The following is a 25,466-nucleotide window of genomic DNA, read 5'->3' as shown; positions in this document are numbered from 1 at the left end:
ATCATATTAATTATTTGAATAATAATATTAATATGAAGATGATTTAACCAAAACTGAATGAAATCTTACTTATTTACGAAGGCTAGTTTTAAAAATAATCTTTTTCTCTGCTTTTTATTTTTATATTTCCTAATCGTTAACAATTCTCTATTGTATGGTCAAGGAATAAGCAGCAATTCAAAAGAGAATTATATTATTGATAAACAAGAATCTCTGAATAGTATAAAAAATCAAAAGTATTACTTGGTTCATTTTGAGTCTGATTCTAATTTGTTAAAAAAGAATTTTTCTGTTATTAGAAGACTAAAAAACAATGATTATATTGTTAGAGCTAATGATTTAACTGATTTAAGATATAAGACCTCACAAAATGAATTCTCTATTTTTAGAGTAAATAATAACTGGAAGAAATCTTCTAATATAACAATTTCAAATAATCACTTATTAAACGGAGTATATTGGATTGAAAGTCAAGATATACAAAAATGTAAAAATTTTCTTGCTTCAAACCCTAAGATAAATACTATTTTGACTCAAAATTATTTTTTTAAAATTCATGTAGATAATGTTATTTTAGATGAATTATTAAATAAATCATTCATTTCTTACATAGAGAAAGTGCCTCAAAATGTCATAAGTGAGGCTAGAGTGCTGGATCTAAATTTAAATCCAAATAAAATAAATACTATTCAGGCCTATTATCCAGAATTGGATGGTTCAGGTGAAGTAGTAAGTATAAGAGAGCCTTTTTATACTATTGAAGATATAGATTTACAGGGGCGATATATTCAAACTGGTCTTGAAAGTGAGTTTTCTGATAATCATGCCCTAGAAATGGCAACTATAATTGCAGGAAATGGTAATTCTTTTTTGACAGGTTTAGGTGTTGTTACAAATGCTCAACATACTTCTTCCTCTAATGCAGAAGTTAGCCCTAATAATTATGGTTATTTTTCGGATAATAATATCCAAACTCAAAACCATTCCTATGGTACTGTGATTGAGTCTTTTTATGGAGTGGATGCTGCTTTATATGATCAGCTGGCGTTTGAACATAAAGAAATAATTAATGTTTTTTCAATTGGTAATTCAGGATTAGAAACAGCCCAAGAGGGAGTGTATGCCAATATAAATGGTTATGCTAATATTACTGGAAACTTTAAGCAGGCAAAAAATATTCTGACCATTGGAGCTGTAGATACTGCTATGAATTTAATCAATTTCAACAGTAATGGACCTGCATTTGATGGAAGAATAAAACCAGAATTGGTGGCCTACAGTATGGCGGGTACTTCAAACGCAGCTGCTTTAGTAAGTGGGACTTCTGTTTTAATGCAACAAGCTTTTAAGGATAAGTATAATACCCAAGTAAATTCAGCATTGTTGAAAGCTATTTTGATAAACGAAGCTGATGATATTGGTTTATTAGGGCCTGATCACAAAACAGGTTTTGGAAGTTTAAATAGTTATTCGAGTGTTAATGCAATTTATAATGAAAGCTATCTAGAATCCGAATTAGTTAGTATTGAAAATACACATACTTTAAAAAGACCAATAAATGCTTCTCAATTAAAAATGACCTTAGTTTGGACGGATCCGCCAGCATCTCCTAATGATGCATATGCTTTGGTAAATGATTTAGATTTAAAGCTAATTGATGCTAATGGTAAGGAGTATTTACCATGGGTTTTATCTACAGAGGCTAGCTTTGAAGCCTTAAGTTCCTCTGCAACATTAGGTGAAGATCATATTAATAATATAGAGCAAGTTTATATTGACAAGATTAAAACTGACTCAGTTAAGATAATTGTAAGCACTAATCAAACTACTGATATTTCTCAGCCTTATTCAATTGCTTATAAATGGATTACAGAAAATGAGTTTAGTTGGACAAGTCCCACATTTAAAGATAACATTCCTTATAACGGTGAGACTGCATCTCATATTAGATGGGAGAGTACTTTTGATTCCAAGGCTCAAGCTAATTTATTTTTTAAATTGGTTGGAGAATCAGAATGGACATTAATAGAGGAGAATCTTAATCTTTTAGCTGAAAATTATAGATGGAATCCTATTATCTATAATGATTTTGCACAGTTAAAAATGGAGATCAATCAAGAGAGCTTTGTCAGTGATACTTTTCCAATCTCTAGCCCTATTCGCTTAAATGTAGGTTTAAACTGTAGTGATTCAATTTCATTGAATTGGAAAAGGATTGAAGGTGCAGATTATTATAAAGTTTATAATCTTAAGTCCAACGAACTATTCACGATTAGCCAAACATCTGATTCTAGTATTACCCTTCTTAAATCGAATATAGAGAGTGATTATTTTAAAGTACAAGCTTTCAAAAATGATAAAGCATTAATAAATGGGGTTTTAATTAATTATACTCAACAAGGTGCAAACTGTTATTTAAACTCCTATTATTTGGAAACAGTACAGTCAGAGGGGATTTATCAAAACATCCAATTAGCTTCATTAAATGGAATAAGGGAACTATCCATTGAAAAGCGTTTGAGTGATGGTAATTGGAATGTCATCAGCACCTTTACTCCTGAAAATTTCGAAAATATCTATTTGGATGAAAATCCAGATAATGGATTTAATTATTATAGAATTGTAATTCATTTTGAAAATGGTCAAGAAATAATTAGTCAAACGGAATCAGCCTATTATGTAAAAGATTCCAACTTTATAATCTATCCGAATCCCTGGAATACAGAGGAAGATTTAAAGGTATTTTCGAAAGAAGAACTACCAAATGCAATCATAACTTTCATAAACTCCACTGGCCAGGAAATAGGCTCATTCTCAATTCCAAGAGATCGCAACTTTTTGCAAATTGAAATCTTAGAGGAAGGTTTATATCTCTATCGTATTTCTAATCAAGAGGAAATTATCTCTTCAGGAAAATTACTGATCAAAAGGTAGTTTAAATATTAGGGAATATTTCCAGTAATTCTGTTTTCTGACCATTTATATAATTCCAAAACAATTCATTGTAGTCGTAGTGTTTTTAGCGTAAACTAGTAAAATGAATGAGTTTTTCTTCACACGTTTACAATATGAATCAGGCGATTGGAATGTAGATCAACGGATGCCTTCTAATCTATTGAATTCATTAATAGAATATACAAACATTCCGGTAGATACTCAGGAAAATGTTGTGGCTTTAGCAAGTAAAGAGCTTTTTAATTGTCCCTTCTGCTATTTAAGTGGTCATAAATTGGTTCAGTTTACTGCTGATGAAAAGGAGAATTTCACAAAATATATCGAAAACGGAGGATTTATATTTGTAGATGATTGCAATCACGATATTGATGGATTATTTGCTAAATCATTTGAAAGACAAATGAATGAAATATATGGAGAGAATGCCTTGAAGAAAATTCCTAATGATCATGATATCTATTACAGTTTTTTCGAATTCGAAGATGGTCCTCCTACTACTTCACAGGAGCTAAATGGTTGGGGGGATGATATTGTTCATGATTATTTAAAAGCTATTGAAATAGATAATAAAATAAGGATACTATACAGTAATAAAGATTATGGTTGCGAATGGGACTATGATTTTAGAAATAAACGATGGTTAGCAGAAGACAATACCAAATTTGCAGTCAATATTGTAATGTATGCACTATTTAACTGATAAACCTTCAATTGAACATAAAAAATGGAAGAAAAAGAAATAAAGGATGCGGTTAATAAATTTAAATCGGCTAGAAAAGAACTATCAAAAGCGATTATTGGCCAGGAAAACGTAGTAAGTGAGGTATTTATGGCCTTATTAGCAAATGGCCATATTTTATTGGAAGGGGTTCCTGGTTTAGGGAAAACCCTTTTAGTGAGGTCATTAGCTAAAATTTTACATCTTGATTTCCATCGTGTTCAGTTTACCCCTGATTTAATGCCCTCGGACATAGTTGGGATGGAAGTTTTGGAAGAAGATAGAAGCACTGGCAAACGATTCTTTAAATTTAATAAGGGCCCTATTTTTACTAATATTTTATTAGCTGATGAGATCAATAGAACTCCACCTAAAACTCAATCCGCTTTATTGGAAGCCATGCAGGAAAGGGAAGTTACTTATGCTGGTACAACCTATGAGCTGCCTAAGCCTTTCTTTCTTTTAGCTACTCAAAATCCTTTGGAGCAATCAGGGACATATCCTTTGCCTGAAGCTCAATTAGATCGCTTTCTATTTTACACGGTAGTAGAATATCCAACAGATCAAGAAGAAGTTGATATATTAGAGCTGACCACAGCAAATGAAAAAAATGACCTCAAATCAATTTTGTCAGCAGAAGATATTATTCAGGCAAGATCTTGGGTTCGCGATATCCATATTGATAAAAGTTTATTAGAACTTATCAGCAGATTAGTACGTTCAACCCGGCCTCAAACTTCTGATCTGGAGATAGTAAAACAATATGTAGATTGGGGTGCAGGACCAAGAGCTGGGCAGTCTATAGTTCTGGCAGCAAAAGCACATGCTTTTTTGGCGGGTCGGTTATCTGTAATTCCTGATGATATAAAGGCCGTAACTTTAGCCGTTTTAAGACATAGAATTGTTTTAAACTTTGTGGCTAAAACAGAGAAATATACTGTTGATCAACTTATTAAGGAATTGCTAAAGCAGATTAAATAAAGCTTCATGAGTTCATTCAATACCATATTTCAATTACCTGATTTTGAAGCGCTGAAAGCAATGCAGCTTTTCATAAAGCATCATATTGAAGGTTTGATGATTGGTTTGCATCAAAGTCCTAAATCTGGATTTGGAATTGAATTTAAGGAATACAGGAATTATACACCCGGTGATTCATTAAAGCAATTAGATTGGAAATATTTTGCCAGAACGGATCATTATATGATCAAGGAAGCTGAAATGGAAAAGCAGCACGACTTCATATTTGTACTGGATAATAGCCTTTCTATGAATTTTGAATATAGCAAAAATTCTAAATTTAATTGGTCCAGAACCTTAATTGCTGCTCTTGCATATATAGCTAATAATCAGTTTGATAAATATTATATTTTCAATCAAGATGATCCGCCACAAGGCTTCGAAGAATTCCTTTATCGCTTGATTCATCTAGAAACCGAACAGAATATTGAGCTAAAGGATTTAAAGCCTCATTCTCAAATCAACAATAAAAATACAGTATTCCTATTTACTGATGGATATGGTGAGTTTTCTCAGCTAAAAAGCTTGTTAAGTGATTGGTCAGTGGCATCAAAAGAGGTAATGCTCATTCACCTATTATTTGATAATGAAGAGAATTTAGATTTCGAAGGACAGTATTTTAGCTTTAAGGATTTAGAAAGCGAAGCTATAGTAGAAATAAATAAAAATGAAAGTAAGACTGAATATGTTGATAGAATTGCAAAATGGAAAGCTGAAATCAAACAAGAATGTGTGAAAAACGGAATCGTGTATTGGCAAATGAATGGTAAAGAAAGCTTCAATAAATCTATATTTCAGTTATTGTCTCACTTAAATCAATCTTGGGTATGAGTTTGACTAACTCTATAGCATTCTATGGGTTATTGGCACTCATCATTCCTATTGTTATTCATCTATGGAGTAAGAATAAAACGAAGCTTATTTCCTTAGGAAGTATTCAGTTTCTTAAGGAAAGCAGTACACAGCGATCAAATAAAATTGCATTTTCAGAAAAGCTATTATTTCTATTAAGAGCCTTGATTTTAGTTATGGTAGTATTCTTAATGTCGAATCTATTCTTTAAACAAGAAACTGAAAAGAAGACTGTTGTATTAATAGGAGAGGATATTGACCTTCCAAATGCTTACATTTCTGATAAATATCATAAAATGGAAGCTATTGAATTTAAAACCTATTCACTTGCAAACAAATGGTTTCTTTTAAGTGAGTTAGCAAATAAAAGAAATGATATTGATTCAGTAATTTACATTGATAACTTACCTAAAAACGGCTTTGTAGGAGCGATACCAAAACTTCCATTTGATTTGAAAATTATTAACAAAGGTGAAAATAATCAATTGAAATCTCTGGTTAAATCAACTGATACAATACGTTATAATCTAGAAATTGAGGATAAACTAGTAAATAATAAAATAGAAAACGTATTACAGGCCAATCAAAATTATACTTCAAATCAATTGGTATTTCAGCCAAATAAACAGCTCAATTCAGAACTTATTTTATCTGATGAGTTAGGTGATTTAAATGTCAATCAACTTGTCATTAATAATTCTGTGTCAAGTGATTATACCTTAGAAAGATACCCTAATTACCAAGCTTTACTTATTAATAAGACTTGGTTTTTAAATCCACTAAATGAGGATTTTATTGTATTATTAATCTCTGAATTTATAGCTGACATTGCTCAACCAGAGTATTATTATTCCTCATTAAATCAATTATATAATCGTCAAAACGAAGGTAAATTAAAAGCCATTATTAATCAGGATTATGACGAATGGATTATGATTTCTATTCTCTTATTAATTCTATCAGAACGTTTTATAAGTTATAGAAAGCATCATGGATAGAGCGTTTAAAAAATATTGGAATAAGCTTTTAATTCAATTTTACTTAAGATTAATAATCAATGTCTTATTGTGGTTATTTAGTTCTAGCTTATTGCTTGAAACTTTATGTAATATTTTTGATCTTCAGTCGGTACTAGCTTTTCAGATTGTCTTTCATTTATCAGTTTTACTACTAGTATTATTATGGCATCCTAGAATACTGTGGAATGATGAGGAGATCATAAGTTTTTTACATCATAAATACCCTAAACTTGAATATAGTTTAGGAGTTTTTCAAACAGAGCGAGTTAGTGAGCTAGAAGAAATTCAAAAATCTAAAGTCAAAGCTCATTTACCAAAACTCAACCAAATCAGTTTTGACTTTAATTGGTTCACTTCATCTATTTTATTGGTATTGAGTGTATTAATTTGGATTATATCAATAACTATTCCGTTCGATTTTCCATCGGATTCACAGAGTCTATCTAAGGAAAATTCACCTAATGAATTATTACTTTCAAATACTGATGATAGTTTGATATTTGATTATGAGCTTAAAATATATCCGTCACTTTATACGGGATTAAGATCATTTATTTGGCAAGAAGGTAAAAAAATACCTGAGTACAGTAAGCTTATTTTTTCAAATAGGGGAGAAATAGATTATGATTTATTATGGCAGAATAAGAGCACATATTCAGTAGCTAAAAATACTCGAAAGATATTTAATTTTTATAAGTCATCATTGTTTGAGATATCATACTTGCAACAAGACAGTTTAATAACAAATGAACCAAAACTTTTGGAAATAATTGAAGATGATAAACCCGCTCTCTCAACAAATTTAGAATTTAACCGATATGAGATCAAATGGGAAGATATTAATCAAAGGTTTGAATTCAACTTAACGGCAGATGATGATTATGGAATCAAATCAATCGATGCTATTATGACCTTGAGTAGGGGTGAAGGTGAATCTGTAAAGTTTCGAGAGATGAAAGCCTCAATCCTGAAAAGAAATCAGAGTTTAAAAGCATTTCAAAACAAAATCAAAATACCCTTAGATACTTTTGATCTAAATCCTGGAGATGAATTGTATTTCTATTTTGAAGCAAAAGATAATAATCCATATCGATCTCAATTTACCAGAACAGATGTGTATTTTCTTTCTATTGAAGATACAGCAGAATATGAGTCGGTAGAATATGAAGGTTTCGCTTTAACCAATGAAGCAGAATATTTTAAAAGTCAGCGACAAATTATTATAGATACGGAGGCTTTACTTAAAGATCAAAATGCGATTAGTAAAAATGAGTTTGATGCTAGAAGTAATAACATTGGCGCGGATCAAAAAGTATTAAGGTTACGGTATGGAGTATTTTTAGGAGAGGAATTTGAAACTACTGGAGGCTTAGGAGAAATTGATCATTCAGGACATGACCATGGACAAATAGAAAGTGAAGAAGAGTCCGAGCATGAAGGTCATGATCATGAAAATGAAAGTGGAGATGAGCATAGTAATTTTTCTAATCCCATCTATAATGAAACTCCTGAATTAGCTGCTTATGTACATGCTCATGATGAAAGTGAGTTGTCAACTTTTTTAGATGCGGAAGTAAAAGCTAAATTAAAGGAAGCCCTCGCCAATATGTGGGAAGCGGAGCTTTATCTAAGAACCTACAAACCCAAAGAAGCTTTGCCTTATGAATACCAAGCCTTGAAGTTGATCAAAGAAGTTAAAAGAGCTTCCCGAATTTATGTTCAAAGATTAGGCTTTGAACCGCCACCAATAGATGAGGCTAGGAAGCGCTTAACTGGAGAATTGAAAGAAATTAAACCAAATCTTGTCAATACCAATAGACAAGAAATAAGCTTTAATGAAAAGATAAGGAATACTTATCAAGGATTAAATTCAGCTTATATAGCTAATGATTTAGAAGGTGCAGATAAAATATTAAATAGTTTTGTTGAGGCACTAATAATCAAAATCACAAATGAGCCTGTTCGTTATTCCAAAATTTTAGTAGCTATAAAAGCTTTCCAAAATGACAAAACATTAGATAATCTACGTGATGTATTGGCTTATTTAGAGTTGATTTTAGAATTGAATAATCAAATATCCAAATCTAATCAGGCTTCATTGAAATCAGACTTATTGCAATCCTATTATCAACTAATAAATGAATAAGTTTTTACTAAATATATATTGGGAAAATCAGTGGTCTTTTGAACATCTAATTGTGATAATTTCAATTACAATACTTCTACTCTTTTGGGAAATAGGAAAGAAAGGAAGAAGACTTCCTTTAAGAGTTTTAGCTGTAATATTGACAATTGCTTCCTTATATCTCATTTATCTAAAGCCTTATATACTACAAGAAAAACCCAAGAGCTCTGCTGTATTAATTAGTCACGGTCTATTGCATAATTTTCAAGATTCATTATTTAGTAAATATGATATTCCAATTTTAAAACAAGATTCAAATTACAAGTTCAGCTATTTCGGAACTGAAAATGCTAATTCATTTTCACTTGAGGAATTAGATTTTCAAATTGATACGGCATTCTTATATGGCTATTTTCCACAGCTTAATCCTCGTTATTTTAATACAAGAATTGATCTTAATTTAAAGGGGGGACTAACGATCGATTATCCAAAGTCAATTGATTTAGGAGATAGTTTAAAGATCATAATTAAGAATAATTATGATCAAGAGATATCAGAAAAATTATTCATAAATCAGAATACAATTCCATTTAAAGTGGCTAAAAAAAGTCAGGCTGAAATATCTACTTTACCGAAAGTATCAGCCGATAATTTTATTAAAATATCAGATAAAAATTACGATTATAATTTTTCTGTTGAAGTTAAAAAACCTGAATTATATAGGATTCAAATTCTATCTGCAGCACCTGATTTTGAGTGGAAATTTTTAACAAATTATTTAAAAAATGAAGGCCATTCTGTTTATCAAAAAACAAAAATTTCAAAGGATAAATACAATATAAAAAGAATTAATTGGAGTGATTCAATTTCAATTAATAGGGGGGTAGTTTCCAATTTGAAAGTTCTATTGGTAGATGCTAAATCTTGGAATAATTTAACTAAGGTGCAACAAGTTAGATTCCGAGATGAACTCACTAAAAACAAAGGTAGCTTAATCTTCAGATCGAACGAAAACACGAATATCTCGCTTGATTTAGATATGTCTAAAATAACTAATATTTTTAGTACGGGCAATAATTTACTTGATCAAGAACATTATAAGTACCTACAAATCAATAGTATAAGAGGTTTTACCGAAGTAGCTGAAAACAGCCTTTTTAGGATGGTCAGGCCTGATATAATTTATGGTGTAATAAATTTTCAAAATACATTTCAATTGAGCTTATCTGGCAATAATGAAGAATATAATAGAATATGGAAGAACGTGTTTCAAGAATTAGTACAAAATGAAAAATCAGTATTTTATAATAAAACTGCTTGGCCTGTTTTACATCATCCTTTTAATTTTACGGTTTGGTCTGAAAATAATTTTGATCGATTAGTAGTAATTAATCCTTCAAAGGACACTATTGAAATGGTCAAAATTAAGGATGAAATTTACCCAGAAAGAGCGCACTATATGTTTTATCCTGCAAGGCTTGGATGGCATTTTATCCAGCTTGAAAATCCTTCAAAATTAATCCCTTTTTATGTTCATGATTCTGAGCTTACAAATGCTTCACAATTCCTGAATGAATACAACAATAGTTATTTAAATTATCTTAATTTTGAAAGTTTAGAGCAGAAGCAATCAAACTATAAATTTCAAAAGCACTTTATAACAATATGGATTTTTATACTGTTTGTTATAGGTGTTGGATATTTATGGATGGAAGATAAAATAACCTAATATGAGGCTAATATTTTTTACGCTATTTACTTTTTTAATTTCGAGTGTAGTAGTAGCTCAAAAAATATCTTATTCTGATAGTTTACCTAAATCAATTTCATTTCAAGAATCTATTGATTTACTATCAGCCTACATACAAAGAGAATCTGTATCTGGTAGTGAAAAAGAAGCCGCTATCTTTATTGAAGATTACATCCTAACAACTGATCTACATTTAAGAGTTTTTTCAAACTTTTCGGATAATTATAACCTGGCTGCCTCGCTTTATCCCTTAAGTAGTGGTAAGCCTAACATCATTCTTCAAAGCCATATTGATGTAGTTCCTATTGATGACTTAGATCGATGGAAACATGATCCGTACAGTGGTCATTATGATGGAAGTTATGTACACGGTAGGGGTGCTTTAGATGCTAAAGGTCTTGGCATTATGCAAATCAAAGCCTTGGAGGCTTTTCAACATGATTACGATACAACTGAATTGCCTTATAATGTTACAGTCCTATTTCTTTCTGCTGAAGAAACTGGGGGTAAAAATGGAGCTCGTTATCTAATGAATAATTTTAAAGATGAACTAAATGCAGCAGTAGTATTAGGTGAAGGAGGAGCAGGCTATCAAAATGTATTGAAAAATTATCCAGATAAGGTAGTTTTTGGAGTTTCGGTGGCCGAAAAACAAAGCTTATGGCTTCAATTAAAAATCAACAGCAATTCTGCAGGTCATGGAGCAGCACCTTCCAATAATTATGCAAATATGCAGCTGATCAATAGCCTTAATAATTTAACAAATCGAAAGGTTATACTTTTCTTCAACAGAAGCACTCGACAAATGTTCAGAAGGTTAGGTAGGGCTGAAGGTGGAGTGAGAGGCTTTTTTATTCGGAATATTAACTGGTCAATTTTAGCCCCTTTTGTACGTAAACAAATAGAAAGAGAGCCCTTTCTATCCTCTTTATTAACGAATACTGTTACAGTAACTAATATCTACAATCCACCTGGCCCACCGAATCAAGTAAGTACATCGGCTACTGCAGTGTTGGATTGTCGCTTAGTACCTGGCACATCCTCAAAAAGCTTTATTCGTTATATCGAGAGAAAGTTAGATAATGAGAATATTGAAATTAGTGTGATTGCTGAAAGTCCGGAAGCGGAACCTTCTAAATTGAATAAATACTACAAAGTAATTGAGAAATCAATTTCTGTAAGCTACCCTGAAGCGGAAACCATTCCATTTTTATTTCCTGCTACAAGTGATAATAGCTTATTTAGATCATATGATATTCCATCTTATGGTTTTATACCTGCTGTAGTTACTGAAAGAGATATAAATAGCATTCATGGTTCTAATGAAAGAATAGGGGTTGAAGTACTCAAGTCTGGAATTACGATCTATTATAACTTTATAAAGGAAATCCAGTTTAAAGAACCATTTTCGTTATTTAACTTAAATAATGATGAAGAAAATTAGCTATGAAAAAGTCTAAAGTATTTTTAATAATTGCCATAATATTTATGCTCATTGTTTTCTATGTGGTGTATGATATGTCCACTAGAACAAGGTTTCCAGGGGGAAAGCCATCTAAGAAAGGGGAGTATAACAATTCCGATAAAGATAGTGTTAAGCAAGTGGATCCAATGGAAGTAGAAATCCGAAGGTAATATATAGAATATGAGTGAGAAGGGTAAAAAAATTGATGTTGATAAAATAGATCTGGATAAAATGAAAGAAGGTACCACCGAAAAACCTGGTACTATTTCTTTTCCGCATCATTCTGGCAGTGCTATTATTAAACCAACCGATAGAGGTAAAATTAAAGGCAGAGCGGTTTTAGCCATGCATGAGCAAACTGATCGTCAGATGAGCCAGTTGTATGAACAAATGCAGTTGTTGGCCAAGCAGGCGAATGAGCTTCAAAATAGAGTTGAAATTTCAGAGCGAATATATTTAGCTAAGATTAATTTTGAGCCACTTATCAATCATACTTACTATATGTATGAAGGTGCTGATGGGAAAGATATCTTATCTTTAGTTGCACCAGGGGAATGGGGTAGAAGTCAGAAGAATATGAGATATTTAGCTACTGTAAAATTATTGGCAGATCATACTTGGGAAATAATTGAAAAAGCTGAAGATTAATTGCTTAGGGTAACTTAGGTTACTGCTTTAGTCCGAATTTATATCTAAATTGATTTTGTTATCTAATTAGAATGAATATGAAAACTTTGGGACTAATCGGAGGTACCTCCTGGCATGCTACGGTAGAGTATTATACACAAATCAATCAGAAAGTATCAGAAGTAATAGGGAAACAAGCCAATCCAGAGCTTTTAATTTATAGCATTAATATTGAGTTAATGCGAGAACAAAATAAGGAAAAAATCAATTCCAAATATCTTGAAGTAAGCAAAAAGTTACAAGAAGCAGGAGCGGAAGCTATTATAATTTGTGCTAATACACCACACATGGTCTACGATTATGTTCAGCCTAAAATTGATATCCCAATCTTACATATAGGAACTGCCACAGGAAAAGCAGCTCAAGTTTCAAAAATGAAAACATTAGGTTTACTTGGGAATAAACCCACCATGACTGGTGATTTCATATCTTCAAAATTAAAAAATGATTACGATATGGAGGTCATTATCCCTGAAGGCGAAAGTTTAGATAAATCTCACTACTATGTTTCCAAAGAGCTTACTCAAGGCACATTCTCTGACGAAGCCAAATCTTTTTACCTAAATCAAATTAGGGATATGAAGAAAAGAGGAGCAGAGGGAATAATATTGGGGTGTACAGAACTCCCAATTTTGCTAAAAGGAATAGATTCAGAATTGCCGATGCTTCGAACAACAGACTTGCATATTAAGATGGCGGTTGAATTTATATTAGAGAATTAACAAATTCATATTTGAGGAGTTAATAGGAAAAATAATAGATGAAAACTGAAAAAACTCTTCAACTAAAGCCCACCCATTTCAAAAACCACGTCTTTTCAAGGGAATTTGAATCTTACTATACAGAAGAACAAATCTGGCAATGGCTAAACGACCCAAAAACTTTTACCGATAATCAAATATGGCCATTTAGAGTTGAGTTTCTTAAAGATGCTTCCCAAGAACATGAATTTGAACCCGGTGTATTAAACACTCACCATGGGCCGCTATTGTCATTAGCGGGTGAAATAGGAGAGGTAAATCCACATTACAGAGATTTAAACTATTATTACGGTAGTTATGTGTTTTCATTTAGATTCATTCGTCCATACCGATTAGAGTTTTTTACTGAAGATATAGAGGATAAACGAATCGTTACAGTTCAGCTTAGTAGCTTTGTAAAACCATCATTTTATAAATTATGGAGCTGGATGCAAGGCTTATTTTGGTCAAATTTCGGAAAATGGATGAATAAAAGTATTAAGAAACGTTTGAAATGAGTTTAATAAATTCTGAATCAACACTTGATGAAATAAAAGAAACGGTATTAAGTCTTTTAAACCGAGCGGGTAATGACCCAAAATCAGCATATAGGTACATTGTGTTTAATACCCTTTCAGATGACTTTCCTAATGCGAGATATGTAGTGTTAAGGAAATTCGATAAAATAGAATTAGAGCTTTATGTTTATACGGATTATCGTTCAGATAAAATTCATGAAATAGAAGCTAATCCTAGGGTTTCAATACTTGCTTATGACAAACAAAAAAAGTTTCAGATTAAGTTAAAAGCACAGGCTACATTGCATTATAAGGATGAGATATCGAATCATCATTGGAACTCAATTAACTCAGGAAAGGAATCTTATAACACTGAATTGAACCCGGGTAAACCAATTGAAAGCATAACTGAAGGACATAAATTGAAGCCTGAGATTGATGATAAATATTTCACAGTCATTAAGCTAAAGATTCAATTTATGGAAGTATTGCAATTAAATAAAGAAGGGCATATTAGAGCTAAATTTGATTTTGAGAATAATAATGAAGCATTTTTGGTTCCTTAAAGTTTAAGATTTATAATTCAGGATTCTTTCTCAGTTTTTTCTTTTCGGAATGTAGTTTCTTAGACTTTAGTCTTTTTTTCTGTGCAGCTTTGGTTGGCTTGGTCTTCTTTCTAACTTTTGGCTTTTCAAATGCCTTTTTTAATAATCTCTCCAGCTTTTTATATGCAATTTCCTTATTCTTTAGTTGAGATCTTTTTGCTTCAGCAGTAACGATTAATTCACCATTTTTATTTAGTTTATTGGATAACTTTTGTTTTATCAATTCCTTTTGATGGTTATTTAGAGATCGGGAGGTATTAATGTTGAATTTCAGCATTACTTTGGTTTCTACCTTATTCACATTCTGTCCTCCCTTACCACTGCTACGTGAAGTTATTATTTCAATTTCTTTCTTTATGTCGCTAAAATTTAGATTATTCATACATTCATTTGTCTGTCAAAAAATAATATTGGTCTAATAAGTATTAATATATATCTATATTATTTACTGAAATTCAATAATTTAGGTAGTTTTGTTTCATGTAATAATTTAATCTTTTATATTCGTATAGATCAATCCTAATACTGAATGATGAGAATTTATAAAATTTCCATTATTTCAACCAGCATTTTCTTATTGAACTTAAGTTTAGTATTTGCCCAAGAAATAATTAAAACTAATCTTTCTGACTCAATAAATACAATTTACACAGAATCAAAACCCATGATTTCTGCGGATGGTAATTATCTGTTTTTTGCCAGACAAAATTCACCTGACAATGTTATGGGTGTTGATGACGACCAGGATATTTATGTGAGCAAATATGGTTTAAGAGGATGGGAAAAAGCCATTAACATTGGCGAACCACTTAATAATGAATATCCTAATGGAGTAGTTTCAGTATCTCCAACTGCAAATTCTTTATTCTTACTCGATTCCTATGATAATTCTAAAAAGGAGGAAGGTATAGCGGTTAGTAATTTAACAGACAGTGGATGGACGGTACCTAAGAAAGTAGCCATTAAAGATTTCTATAATAAAAGTTCTTATATCGATTATTTCTTTAGTACCAGTGGTAAGGAACTACTTATTGCTGTAGATCGTAATGACAGTTATGGTGATCAAGATTTATATGTTAGTAAAAAGGATAAAGAGGGTAATTGGTCTACTCCTATAAATTTAGGAGAGCAGATTAATACCAAAAGGCCTGAATTTTCTCCCTTTCTGGCAGCGGATAATAAAACTTTATTTTTTGCCTCTATGGGACATGAAAACTATGGGAATGCCGATATTTTTTATTCTAAAAGATTAGACTCTACCTGGACAAATTGGTCAGAACCACAGAATCTAGGGCCTGATGTTAACAGTGAAGGATTTGAAGCCTATTATACAATACCCGCTAATGGATCAATTGGCTATTATGTTAGTGCGGAGGGCGGAAGAGAAGGTAGCAGAGATATATATTCCATCACCATACCCTATCAGTTCCGACCAGATCCTGTAATCTTACTTAAGGGTCAATTTCTATCTGAAAATAAAAGTTCAGATAGCATTGAATATAATGTGAACTTTTTGACAACAAGTGCTTCAGAATCTGAGGTTAATATAGATTATGAGGCGGATCACTTTAATGCCATTCTACCTACTGGTGCATCCTATTTCTTTTATGTAAATAAGTCAAATGTCATAAGCGAGAGTCATTATATTGATCTAACTAAGCAAAAGGAATACATGATTGAAACAGCGGATATTCATACAGTTCCGGTTCAGGAAGGAGAATCATTCACAAGTCATAACATTCAATTTGAAAAGGAAGGTTCTGAATTTGTTATGTCAACTTATTTTGAATTAGTCAGATTATTAGAAGATTTCAAGCAATATGAGGGATTACAATTTGAATTGACTGGACATGCACATGATTTTGAGGATAGTTTACAAAACTTAGAGTTATCAAAAGAAAGATTAGAGAAGATACGGGAATTTTATGTTCAGCAAGATTTTAATGAAGATCAATTCATACTTACACCTAAAGGAGATGTTGAGCTTAATCAAGATGATTATAAGAAACATATCAATTCCATATTTAATGTTAATAATAGAATAGATTTTAAAATTATTAGTACGAATTGGGCAGAGGAATTCAAATTGGCAATGCTTAGTGAAAATACCAGTTCAAGCCTGAGCAGCGGCAGCAGCGCTTCAAAAGCAGGAAATAATCAGACCGAATCAGAAGATATAGTGATTAAAAACTATTCAGTACTATTTGATTTTGATGATGTAGTAATTGATGAAAATCAGAAATCATTAATGGAATTGAATGAGAATTTGAAAAAGGGCTATATTAAGGGTTTTGTGCTTACAGGGCATACTTGCAATGTTGGAGATGAAAACTACAATAGAATCTTATCTGAAAAGAGAGCTGAAAGTTTAAAAAACTGGCTTATAAAGCATGGAGTTAAATCTGAAAACATTTCAATAGAACCAAAAGGAGAGTTAAACCCAATTGCTGACAATTCTAGTATTGATGGTAGAAAATTAAATAGGAGAGTAGAGGTTCAGATTAGAAATTAATATTCGATATTAAGAATTTCGATTTCTCTGGTTTCTTTACCCAATTGAAAGCTGGTTGTATCACCTTTTTGTTTACCAGTTAAGGCTCGTGCAATTGGTGAGAAGAATGCAATCTTTTGCTGCTTTACATCTGCTTCATCCGCTCCCACGATTTGGAAATTCTGAATTTGATTATTCATTTTAAATTTTATGAGGGCTCCAAATCTGACCTCATGAGGGTTTTGGTTGTCATTTATAATGACTTTGGCAGAATTTATTCTTTCTTCTAGAAGCTTTAGTTTTCCATTTATTTCCAGCTGTGATTTTCGTCTGTCAGATTCTTTTTCTATTTTCTTTAATTGCTCCTTTTCTAGCTCCAATAATTCTTTTTCTTTCAATAGCGCTTCTTTACCTGCTGGAGTCACATAATTAGATTCCCCTGTAGGCAGTGGTGCTCTGGGGGGTATAAATGGAGCTTCCTCCTGATCATCTTCTTTAACAAATGCTCTACTCATAATTTCATTTCTTTAGTAATTAATACGGAAATGAGAATTTATGATTCAGAAATGGATGAATTTTGCTTCAACCAATTTAATTTTGGATGAATATAGGTTTTACAAAAAGGCTTATCCGGATTGTTTTGAAAGTAATTTAAATAGTCATCTTTATTTAATTTGAATTCAATAAATTCTAATGTTTTTGTGATTAATTCTTGATTGAATTCGTTTTTTAGTTCATTTAAACACTGATCAGCTGTACGCTTGTCTGTTTCATGAAAGTAATAAATAGCGGATCTATATTTAGATCGCATACTATGTTGAGAAGTTGCACTATGAGTGTTTAAGTGTATGTAAATGAGTTCTTTTAAGGATATTATGGACTTGTTGTAATGTACAATAACAGCCTCTGAAAATGAATGATTGGGATATTTAGATTTTATCCATCCTTGCTCGACTTTTTCTACTCCCTTTACAGATTGAAATACTGCTTCAGTACACCAATGGCAACCGCCACCAAATCCTATTTTATCTATAGTATTATCCAAAGTGAATTTTCAACAGGAATTACATATATTTAATTTCCTAAAAATATAATTTCACATTTAAATCTTATAATATGAAAGAAGCACAAGCGCTTAATTCTGTTAGTAAATTTCATAAAACCTTTAACCATCCTATATTATCTGATCCTCAAATTCCACCCCAAAAGAGAGCTGAATTGCGTCTGAATCTTTTAAAGGAGGAACTAAAAGAATTAGAAGAAGCGGTTGAAAATCAAGATGTTGTTGAAGCTGCAGATGCTTTATGTGATTTGCAATATGTTTTAGCGGGTGCAATTCTTGAGTTTGGGATGGGAGATAAGTTTGCAGAATTATTTGAGGAAGTTCAAAGGTCAAATATGAGTAAAGTTTGTACTTCAGAATCAGAAGCGCAGGCAACCGTAAATCATTACCAATCCCAAAATCAGGATGCGTTTTATGAGAAAAAAGATGATTTTTATTTAGTGTTCAGAAAGGATGATCACAAAACATTAAAATCAATTAATTATTCTGAGGTCGATTTGAAAAGTATATTAGACAAATAAATATTAAATATGGATTAATCTGGTCAGAACTGAAGGTCTGACAGAAATTACTTTAGGTCTGACTGTCGTCTGACCATATGAATCAGCATTAAGGTCAGCACCAAAGGTCTGACTATCGTCTGACCAAGATGAGTCAGGCATTAAGGTCAGTACCAAAGGTCTGACCTTTTGTTTCTTTTATAGCATGAAGAATTCAACTATCGTCTGTTCGTTTGCACAGTTTTTCAGCAATTTTGGAATCAGTTTTAGGTCTGACTGTCGTTTGACCATATGAATCTGCATTAAGGTCAGCACCAAAGGTCTGACTATCGTCTGACCATATGAATCAGCATTAAGGTCAGTACCAAATGTCTGACTGTCGTCTGACCAAGATGAGTTAACATTAAGGTCTGTACCAAAGGTCTTACTATCGTCTGATCAAGATGAGTAAGGCACTAAGGTCTGTATCAAAGGTCAGACCTTTTATCATTTTCTTGATATAGTTCAGGTAATAGATCTTCATTGATGATGGAATATGAATCATTGTAAAATGATCCTGCGTCTAAATCAAGTAATTCATAAGCAAGTTTGAAATTACAAAGTGTGCCATTCCTTAAACCCATATAATCCTTAAATGATGAGTATTCCCAATCTTCCATTTTATTAACTATACCAGCTTTTAGAGGATTTTGATGAATATAATTAAAGCAAATAAAGGGATAATCACTTTTTGAATTTTCTAATTCTTTAAACTTTGTTTTTTGCCTAAACAAAGAACCAGATCGACTGTGTTTTTTATTATAATCATTAGCATAAGAACTATTCAACAATCTGAAACCATTTTTTAATGCTTGTGAGTTTATATTTCCCAATTTAATGGGTTTAATTGAATCCTCAGTCGTGGAAATTAAAAAGTGATAATGATTCGGCATAAGGCAATAACATATAATATTTGAAATGGAACCTATATTTATTCTAACCTTATTCAGGAAGTTTAAGTAGTCTTGATGGTCTCTAAAAATCGTTTCCTTATTGTTACCTTGATTATATACATGATAAAGTTGGTTGGTTGAAATATTCATGCTTTAATATAATATCTTCCTAATAATAAATTGAATTAAACTCTTTTTTTTGAGGTTAGCTTTTACCAAAGGTCCGACTGTCGTCTGACCAAGATGAGTAAGGCACCAAAGGTCTGACTATCGTCTGACTAAGTTAACTCAAACACAAGGGCTGGTGCCGAAGGTCTGACTGTTGTCTGACCAAGATGAATCAGCACTAAGGTCAGTACCAGAGGTCTGACCTTTTGTTTCTTTTATAGCATAAAGTATTGAACTATTTTCTGTTCGTTTGCACAGTTTTTCAAGAATGTTTTAATCAGTATTAGGTCTGACTATCGTCTGACCAAGTTAACTCAAATACAAAGGCTGGTGCCTAAGGTGTGACTGTTGTCTGACCAAGATGAATCAGCATTAAGGTCAGTACCAAAGGTCTGACCTTTTGTTTCTTTTATAGCATAAAGAATTCAACTATCGTCTGTTCGTTTGCACAGTTTTTCAGGAATGTTTTAATCAGTTTTAGGTCTGACTATCGTCTGACCAAGTTAACTCAAACGCAAAGGCTGGTGCCGAAGGTCTGACTGTCGTCTGACCAAGATGAATCAGCATAAAAGTCAGTACCAAAGGTCTGACCTTTTATCTTTTTTATCAATTATTGAGGATTAAGCCTATAAACAACTTATTTAATTTTTTGGTTATCATACAAATACTAGAAATATGACTAAGGAAGAAGTAATCGAGGCAATAAAAGATATTCCAATTGATAGTAAAATTCAGGTTATTTTAAAATCTGGTGCTATACACGAGGCAAGGTTGTCTAGTCATAAGGTTGATAAAATTCCTGAAAAGAAATACGAAACGCTTACAGTTCCTGAACTACCACCTGCATTATTGGTAAACGGACATATTCGGCAGGGTAATTATAGAATTGAAGTTGAAGATATTGTCAAAATAGCATGGGTTGACAATTAAATTATTAGCAGTAGAAATTTATAACATAAAAAAGGCGGTTTGAAATATTTCAAACCGCCTTTTAACTTTTATCACTTAGTTATTGCTATTGTATTCCATTTGCTTCTTCCTTTAATAGATCGTTATCATCTTCTAGGCCAGCTTGAATGAATTCGTTGATTGCATCATTTCTTTCTAAGCCTTTATTCAATAACACACCTAAAGCAATAGTAACTCCAATTCTCGTACCTACTTTCTTTTTAGCAGTACCAAATAATGGTTCTAATTCTTCATAGCTTATATCCTCTGCAAGCTTTATTATGCTGTTTCTAGCAGTCTCTAATTTATTGCCTGACAGATTAGTGTATTTTTTACTGATCTTCTGTAATTCATTAATTGGGCTTCTTCCACCACCTTTTGCAGGCGCCTGATTCTGTTTTGGAGCTTGGTTTTGCTCTTTTGATTGACTCTTAGCCCATGAATCTTTTAGTCCTACTGTTTTATTGAATATGAGATGATCCTTCGAAGAATCTTTGTCTAAAGTAAAATAGCCAACTCTCTGAAATTGAAATTTATCATCCATACTTGAGCTAGCCAAAAATGGCTCTAAATAGGCCTCTTTAGTGATTTTTAAGGAATCTGGGTTAATAAATTCCATAAAGCTTTTTTCTCCATGTGCATCAGGTGCTTCATCAAGGAATAATCTGTCATATTCTCTCACTTCAGCTTTGACCGCATGTTCAATTGAAACCCAATGCAAGGTTCCTTTTACTTTTCGCATACTTGCTTCTGTTCCACTTCCAGAACGCGAATCTAAATCAGCAGTACAATAAATAGTGGTGATGTTACCGTTTTCATCCTTGTCAACAGATTCACCCTTTATGATATATGCATTTTTCAATCTTACTTCTTTACCTAAAGTAAGTCTAAAATACTTATTACCTGCTTCTTCTTTAAAGTCATCTTTTTCTATGTATAGCTCTCGTGAAAAAGGGACCTCATGAACACCAGAATTCTCCATTTCAGGATTATTCTCAGCTTCAAGCATTTCTGTTTTTCCCTCAGGATAATTGGTGATAACTAATTTAACAGGATCTAAAACCGCCATTGCTCGTGTTGCTTTTTTGTTTAAATCCTCTCTAATCGCATATTCTAATAAGGATACATCCGTAACGCTATCTCTTTTAGAAATACCTGAGATCTCACTGAATTTTCTAATGGATTCAGGTGTATAGCCTCTTCTTCTTAATCCTGAGATAGTAGGCATACGTGGATCATCCCAACCAGCAACTGTTTTTGATTGTACTAATTCTAATAATTTACGCTTACTCATTACCGTATAGCTTAAATTACGTCTGGCAAATTCTCTTTGCTTAGGTCTTAATTTGTTCTCATCATAAATTTGATCTAAGAACCAATCATATAATTCTCTGTGCGATTTGAATTCAAGTGTACAAAGGGAATGCGAAACTTGTTCGATATAATCAGACTGACCATGCGCCCAGTCATACATAGGATATATACACCAATCTGTACCCGTTCTGTGGTGAGCCTTATTTATAATTCTGTACATTAAAGGATCACGCATTAACATATTAGGAGAAGCCATGTCAATTTTAGCTCTTAATACATAAGAACCAGCTTCAAATTCTCCATTTTTCATTTTCTCGAATAAATCAAGATTTTCTTCTACCGGTCGGTCTCTATGTGGAGAAGGCTTACCAGGCTCTGTAGGTGTTCCTTTTTGCTCTGCTATTAATTCAGGAGATTGGCCATCAATATAGGCTTTTCCTTTTTTAATCAATTCTACAGCCCAATCATATAGCTCTTGAAAGTAATCAGATGTGTAGCATTCTTTTGCCCATTCAAAACCTAACCACTCAATATCACTTTTAATGGAGTCCACAAACTCTTGCTCTTCTTTGCTTGGGTTAGTATCGTCAAACCTCAGATTTACAGGAGATTGATAATCTTCACCTAATCCAAAATTTAGGCATATTGAGGCTGCGTGCCCTATGTGTAGGTAACCATTTGGCTCAGGAGGAAATCTAAAACGCAGGACATTTTTATCCATTCCTGATTTTAAATCTTCTGAAATGATTTGTTCTATAAAATTGAGTGAATCTGATCCTTCTTTCATGATTGTTAATTTGAGATGCAAAATTAGCTTAAAAGCATTCATTTGCAATAGGAGATAAGCTCTATTTCTCCGATATTATTTCACTAATTCTTCAGCTACAGCTTTTATAAAAGGCCATTTTGGTACTGTATTCATAATTCTAAGGTCTTCTAAGAGATTAGTTTCCTCATTCAGGAATTTAAGGAGTTGCGGCAGCTTATTTTTCTTGTATAAATTTCCAAATACCTGATGGCCACTGCTTTTGGAAGTGTGCAATACGTTGATTAAAACCTCATCATAAAATTTAAACTTAACAGAGCTATTAATAGCAAAATCATCTTTATTTGATTTTATATTTTTAATAATCTGCTGAATATGTTGATAATTTCTCACAAATGAATAGCCCGTGCTAGGTTTAACGGTGCCCGCTAAAGTACCAATCGGAACTATACTTTTTGACCTTTGTGAAAAGCTGGCATTGGTCATCGGAATTTTATTAAATTCGATTTCTTCAATTTCATATTCCTTGATTCCAAGATTATTTTGGATATAGTCAATTAAGGCATTTTTATAATCTTCTTCTGACCACAACTGAGCAGAAAACAAAGTATATTCCACCATTGCTTCATATTGCGAATCAGGCAAAATGTAGGCAAAGCTTAATCCCTTGATTTCCTCAGCCACATTCATATCCATATAAGTGATGACTTTGGGATCGAAAGCAATTTCTTTAGTTTTGATCTTCCAACCGTAGAAATGCTGCCAAATAAAATGTTGCTTTGGATTTTGAACCGAATTTAATTCATCTGGATAGAAATATGATTTGAAAAAGTAGTCCTTGAAATGATAGGTTGACTCGGAAGTGGTCACTGATTTTTCATTTGCATCTTCCGAAATTATATGGTCTTGAATAAAAGTGATTTGGGAGTAATTATTTAATTCATTTTTAATGAAGTTATAATAATCTATTCCTTCAATTTTATAATAACGATAGGGGGCTAAGTCTTGCACTAAATCAAAGTCCGAACCCTTTACCTGAGCCTTATTCCATGATTGCTTGATTGGTAGTTCTGTAATCCACATTTCAGGTTTAGCCCAAAAGCACCAAGTACGGTCATTGGCTTCTTTTTTATCCGCATCAATTATTAATAATTGCTTATCATCCAGTATGTTATGCTTCGCCATTTGCCAGGCTAAAGTAAGTCCGGATAAGCCAGCACCTCCTATAATGTAATCGTATTTCATGTGATCAATAACCGTATCAGATTCAAGATTGATTAGCTTAAATTTAAAATTAAGCTTATTGTTATAAGAATATCGAATTCAACGGAATTATTTTGAAAATCACTTGTTAGCCCTTATCGCGGAATATGTATGTTATTCTGCTATATTGTTGTATATTTGAGCTTTTAAAGCAATATTAACGCTTGTAAATTCATAAAAAGAACCAAGTCTATTATTAAATTGAGGAAGAGTACATTAATAATTGCCATTGTTTTAGGCGTAACCGCGATTAGTTTTGCTTTTTACACTACCACTGAAGTTGCCTTCACTAGATCCATAGATGAGGGGAATCAGAGTCAATTAAATTACATTAATTTTAATGTGGTTGCTCCAGCACCCGAAATGGACTCAGTCGAGTTTAATCCTGAATTTGATCAAACCATACATAAGTTTTTGGATAGATGGGATATTAAGGGTGCTTCTGTTGCTGTAATGAAGGACAATAAACTGATTTATTCAAAAGGCTACGGTTATACTAATATAGATACTAAAGAACCTACAGATACAAAACATTTATTTAGGATTGCAAGTGCCTCTAAATTAATAACCGCTATTACCATCATGAAAATGGTGGATGATGGGATTATTGATTTAGATGATAATGTATTCGGTAAAAAAGGAATCTTATCTCATTATGATGAGATGAAAGACTCTAATCATAAAAAAGTAAAAGTAAAGCATTTGTTGAATCATAAAGGTGGATGGAGTTGGAGAGATGGTGATTTTATGTTTCAAGCTGCTAAGATCAAAAGAATAATGAATCTGCAAGGGCCACCTTCAGAGGATGATATAATCGAATTCGTTTTGAAGCATAGAAGATTAAGATATATACCAGGAACACAATATGCTTATTCCAATTTTGGATATATGCTGTTGGGAAAAATAATAGAGCAAAAAACAGGGACTTCATACGAGAACTATGTGAATCATAATATTTTAGAGCCTAATGGCATCTATGGTATGCGGATTTCAGGGAATTATGAATGGGAGAGAAGACCATTTGAAGTTCACTACTATAATCATCCTGGAGCCTATAAATTCGAATCATTCGATGGTAATTATGAGTCTGTAGATAAACCTTATGGCGGTAGTGATATCAATACTTTAGGCGCTGCAGGCGGATGGATTGCAAATGCATCCCAGCTTGCTAAGCTTGTTACCTTAGTGGATCCGAACAATGCCTATCAACTGCTGTCGGATGAGAGTAGATCCATGATGGTAGCAGGAAATTCCTATAAGGACGCATATGGATGGAAAGGGGCTAAAGGTGAAAATTTTTGGCGTACAGGAACATTAGCTGGCTCTGCTTGTTTTATTAACAGAAAAGATAATGGTTATACTTATGTAGTCATTCTCAATTCTAGTGTATGGATGGGACATAAATTCAATCGTTATATCAAGTGGATGATGGATAAAGCGATTTGGAAATTGGAGAATCATGATAGAAATCTATTTTACCAAAATCCAACGGCTTCAAGCATACTGCCAATGGCTTTATAACCGCTTATCAAATTCAGTAAAATAAATTGAAAATTTTCCGTTCAAG

The 25,466-nt window shown here is 32.4% G+C and carries 24 protein-coding genes; 17 read left to right on the top strand and 7 right to left on the bottom strand.

Annotated features, from left to right (window positions below; genetic code table 11):
- The first annotated feature begins 57 nt into the window (after positions 1–57).
- From QYS48_RS15630 to QYS48_RS15570, 13 genes are all read left to right on the top strand, one after another.
- Positions 58–2,934: a S8 family serine peptidase gene (locus tag QYS48_RS15630; RefSeq protein WP_308356736.1), complete on the top strand. Its 2,877-nt coding sequence runs from the start codon at positions 58–60 to the stop codon at positions 2,932–2,934.
- A gap of 103 nt (positions 2,935–3,037) precedes the next feature.
- The gene (locus QYS48_RS15625) at positions 3,038–3,655 is read left to right on the top strand and encodes a DUF4159 domain-containing protein (protein WP_308356735.1); all 618 of its coding nucleotides are present in this window, start codon (positions 3,038–3,040) and stop codon (positions 3,653–3,655) included.
- A gap of 24 nt (positions 3,656–3,679) precedes the next feature.
- Positions 3,680–4,654, top strand: a complete 975-nt coding sequence (locus tag QYS48_RS15620; protein ID WP_308356734.1) for a MoxR family ATPase — start codon at positions 3,680–3,682, stop codon at positions 4,652–4,654.
- Between the two features lie 6 nt (positions 4,655–4,660).
- The gene (locus QYS48_RS15615; RefSeq protein ID WP_308356733.1) at positions 4,661–5,524 is read left to right on the top strand and encodes a DUF58 domain-containing protein; all 864 of its coding nucleotides are present in this window, start codon (positions 4,661–4,663) and stop codon (positions 5,522–5,524) included.
- A complete protein-coding gene (locus tag QYS48_RS15610; RefSeq protein ID WP_308356732.1) occupies positions 5,521–6,543 on the top strand; it encodes a BatA domain-containing protein in 1,023 nt (340 codons plus the stop codon). The genes QYS48_RS15615 and QYS48_RS15610 overlap by 4 nt, the downstream gene beginning before the upstream one ends.
- On the top strand, positions 6,536–8,710 hold the full coding sequence (locus QYS48_RS15605; protein WP_308356730.1) for a hypothetical protein: 2,175 nt from the start codon (positions 6,536–6,538) through the stop codon (positions 8,708–8,710). The genes QYS48_RS15610 and QYS48_RS15605 overlap by 8 nt, the downstream gene beginning before the upstream one ends.
- Positions 8,703–10,418 (top strand): hypothetical protein, encoded by a 1,716-nt coding sequence (locus QYS48_RS15600; RefSeq protein WP_308356729.1) that lies wholly within the window; start codon positions 8,703–8,705, stop codon positions 10,416–10,418. The genes QYS48_RS15605 and QYS48_RS15600 overlap by 8 nt, the downstream gene beginning before the upstream one ends.
- A 1-nt stretch (position 10,419) precedes the next feature.
- Positions 10,420–11,883 carry a M20/M25/M40 family metallo-hydrolase gene (locus QYS48_RS15595; protein WP_302100604.1) on the top strand — a complete coding sequence of 488 codons (1,464 nt, stop codon included), beginning with the start codon at positions 10,420–10,422 and terminating at the stop codon, positions 11,881–11,883.
- Positions 11,884–11,885: 2 nt separating this feature from the next.
- On the top strand, positions 11,886–12,074 hold the full coding sequence (locus QYS48_RS15590) for a hypothetical protein (RefSeq protein WP_308356728.1): 189 nt from the start codon (positions 11,886–11,888) through the stop codon (positions 12,072–12,074).
- A 10-nt stretch (positions 12,075–12,084) separates the two neighbouring features.
- Positions 12,085–12,552, top strand: coding sequence for a DUF2452 domain-containing protein (locus QYS48_RS15585; protein WP_302100606.1), 468 nt, complete (start codon positions 12,085–12,087; stop codon positions 12,550–12,552).
- A 77-nt stretch (positions 12,553–12,629) separates the two neighbouring features.
- Entirely contained in the window at positions 12,630–13,313 is a 684-nt protein-coding gene (locus tag QYS48_RS15580; RefSeq protein WP_308356727.1) for an amino acid racemase, read from the top strand.
- A gap of 38 nt (positions 13,314–13,351) precedes the next feature.
- Positions 13,352–13,849 (top strand): hypothetical protein, encoded by a 498-nt coding sequence (locus QYS48_RS15575; RefSeq protein ID WP_308356726.1) that lies wholly within the window; start codon positions 13,352–13,354, stop codon positions 13,847–13,849.
- Positions 13,846–14,415 (top strand): pyridoxamine 5'-phosphate oxidase family protein, encoded by a 570-nt coding sequence (locus tag QYS48_RS15570; protein ID WP_308356724.1) that lies wholly within the window; start codon positions 13,846–13,848, stop codon positions 14,413–14,415. Before QYS48_RS15575 ends, QYS48_RS15570 begins: the two co-directional genes overlap by 4 nt.
- A gap of 10 nt (positions 14,416–14,425) precedes the next feature.
- Here the strand turns inward: QYS48_RS15570 and arfB are convergent, their stop codons facing one another.
- Complete coding sequence (gene arfB, locus QYS48_RS15565; RefSeq protein ID WP_302100611.1) at positions 14,426–14,836, bottom strand: alternative ribosome rescue aminoacyl-tRNA hydrolase ArfB; 411 nt, start codon at positions 14,834–14,836, stop codon at positions 14,426–14,428.
- Between the two features lie 147 nt (positions 14,837–14,983).
- Between arfB and QYS48_RS15560 the strand changes: the two genes are divergently transcribed.
- The gene (locus tag QYS48_RS15560) at positions 14,984–16,966 is read left to right on the top strand and encodes an OmpA family protein (RefSeq protein ID WP_308356723.1); all 1,983 of its coding nucleotides are present in this window, start codon (positions 14,984–14,986) and stop codon (positions 16,964–16,966) included.
- Here the strand turns inward: QYS48_RS15560 and QYS48_RS15555 are convergent.
- Both QYS48_RS15555 and QYS48_RS15550 read right to left on the bottom strand, forming a co-directional pair.
- Positions 16,963–17,460 (bottom strand): GreA/GreB family elongation factor, encoded by a 498-nt coding sequence (locus QYS48_RS15555; RefSeq protein WP_308356722.1) that lies wholly within the window; start codon positions 17,458–17,460, stop codon positions 16,963–16,965. The two genes, QYS48_RS15560 and QYS48_RS15555, sit on opposite strands and share 4 nt — an antisense overlap.
- Before the next feature lie 38 nt (positions 17,461–17,498).
- Entirely contained in the window at positions 17,499–17,990 is a 492-nt protein-coding gene (locus QYS48_RS15550; RefSeq protein ID WP_308356721.1) for a peptide-methionine (S)-S-oxide reductase, read from the bottom strand.
- A gap of 71 nt (positions 17,991–18,061) precedes the next feature.
- Between QYS48_RS15550 and QYS48_RS15545 the strand changes: the two genes are divergently transcribed.
- Positions 18,062–18,529 (top strand): nucleoside triphosphate pyrophosphohydrolase family protein, encoded by a 468-nt coding sequence (locus tag QYS48_RS15545; protein ID WP_308356719.1) that lies wholly within the window; start codon positions 18,062–18,064, stop codon positions 18,527–18,529.
- 3 nt (positions 18,530–18,532) lie between these two features.
- On the opposite strand, the gene QYS48_RS15540 is transcribed toward QYS48_RS15545, so the two are convergent.
- Together QYS48_RS15540 and QYS48_RS15535 are read right to left on the bottom strand one after the other, a co-directional pair.
- Positions 18,533–18,670 carry a hypothetical protein gene (locus tag QYS48_RS15540; RefSeq protein WP_308356718.1) on the bottom strand — a complete coding sequence of 46 codons (138 nt, stop codon included), beginning with the start codon at positions 18,668–18,670 and terminating at the stop codon, positions 18,533–18,535.
- 305 nt (positions 18,671–18,975) lie between these two features.
- On the bottom strand, positions 18,976–19,380 hold the full coding sequence (locus QYS48_RS15535) for a hypothetical protein (RefSeq protein ID WP_308356716.1): 405 nt from the start codon (positions 19,378–19,380) through the stop codon (positions 18,976–18,978).
- Between the two features lie 903 nt (positions 19,381–20,283).
- Here QYS48_RS15535 and QYS48_RS15530 point away from each other — a divergent pair.
- On the top strand, positions 20,284–20,538 hold the full coding sequence (locus tag QYS48_RS15530) for a hypothetical protein (RefSeq protein ID WP_302100623.1): 255 nt from the start codon (positions 20,284–20,286) through the stop codon (positions 20,536–20,538).
- An 85-nt stretch (positions 20,539–20,623) separates the two neighbouring features.
- On the opposite strand, the gene QYS48_RS15525 is transcribed toward QYS48_RS15530, so the two are convergent.
- On the bottom strand, positions 20,624–22,657 hold the full coding sequence (locus QYS48_RS15525; protein WP_308356715.1) for a glutamine--tRNA ligase/YqeY domain fusion protein: 2,034 nt from the start codon (positions 22,655–22,657) through the stop codon (positions 20,624–20,626).
- 75 nt (positions 22,658–22,732) lie between these two features.
- On the bottom strand, positions 22,733–23,881 hold the full coding sequence (locus QYS48_RS15520) for a lycopene cyclase family protein (RefSeq protein ID WP_308356714.1): 1,149 nt from the start codon (positions 23,879–23,881) through the stop codon (positions 22,733–22,735).
- A gap of 219 nt (positions 23,882–24,100) precedes the next feature.
- Between QYS48_RS15520 and QYS48_RS15515 the strand changes: the two genes are divergently transcribed.
- The gene (locus tag QYS48_RS15515; RefSeq protein ID WP_308356713.1) at positions 24,101–25,420 is read left to right on the top strand and encodes a serine hydrolase domain-containing protein; all 1,320 of its coding nucleotides are present in this window, start codon (positions 24,101–24,103) and stop codon (positions 25,418–25,420) included.
- Positions 25,421–25,466: the final 46 nt, after the last annotated feature.

Origin of the sequence: Marivirga arenosa, from assembly GCF_030503895.2 — a bacterium.
Taxonomy (GTDB): Bacteria; Bacteroidota; Bacteroidia; order Cytophagales; family Cyclobacteriaceae; genus Marivirga; species Marivirga arenosa.
This window is presented reverse-complemented; position numbering and strand designations above follow the sequence as displayed.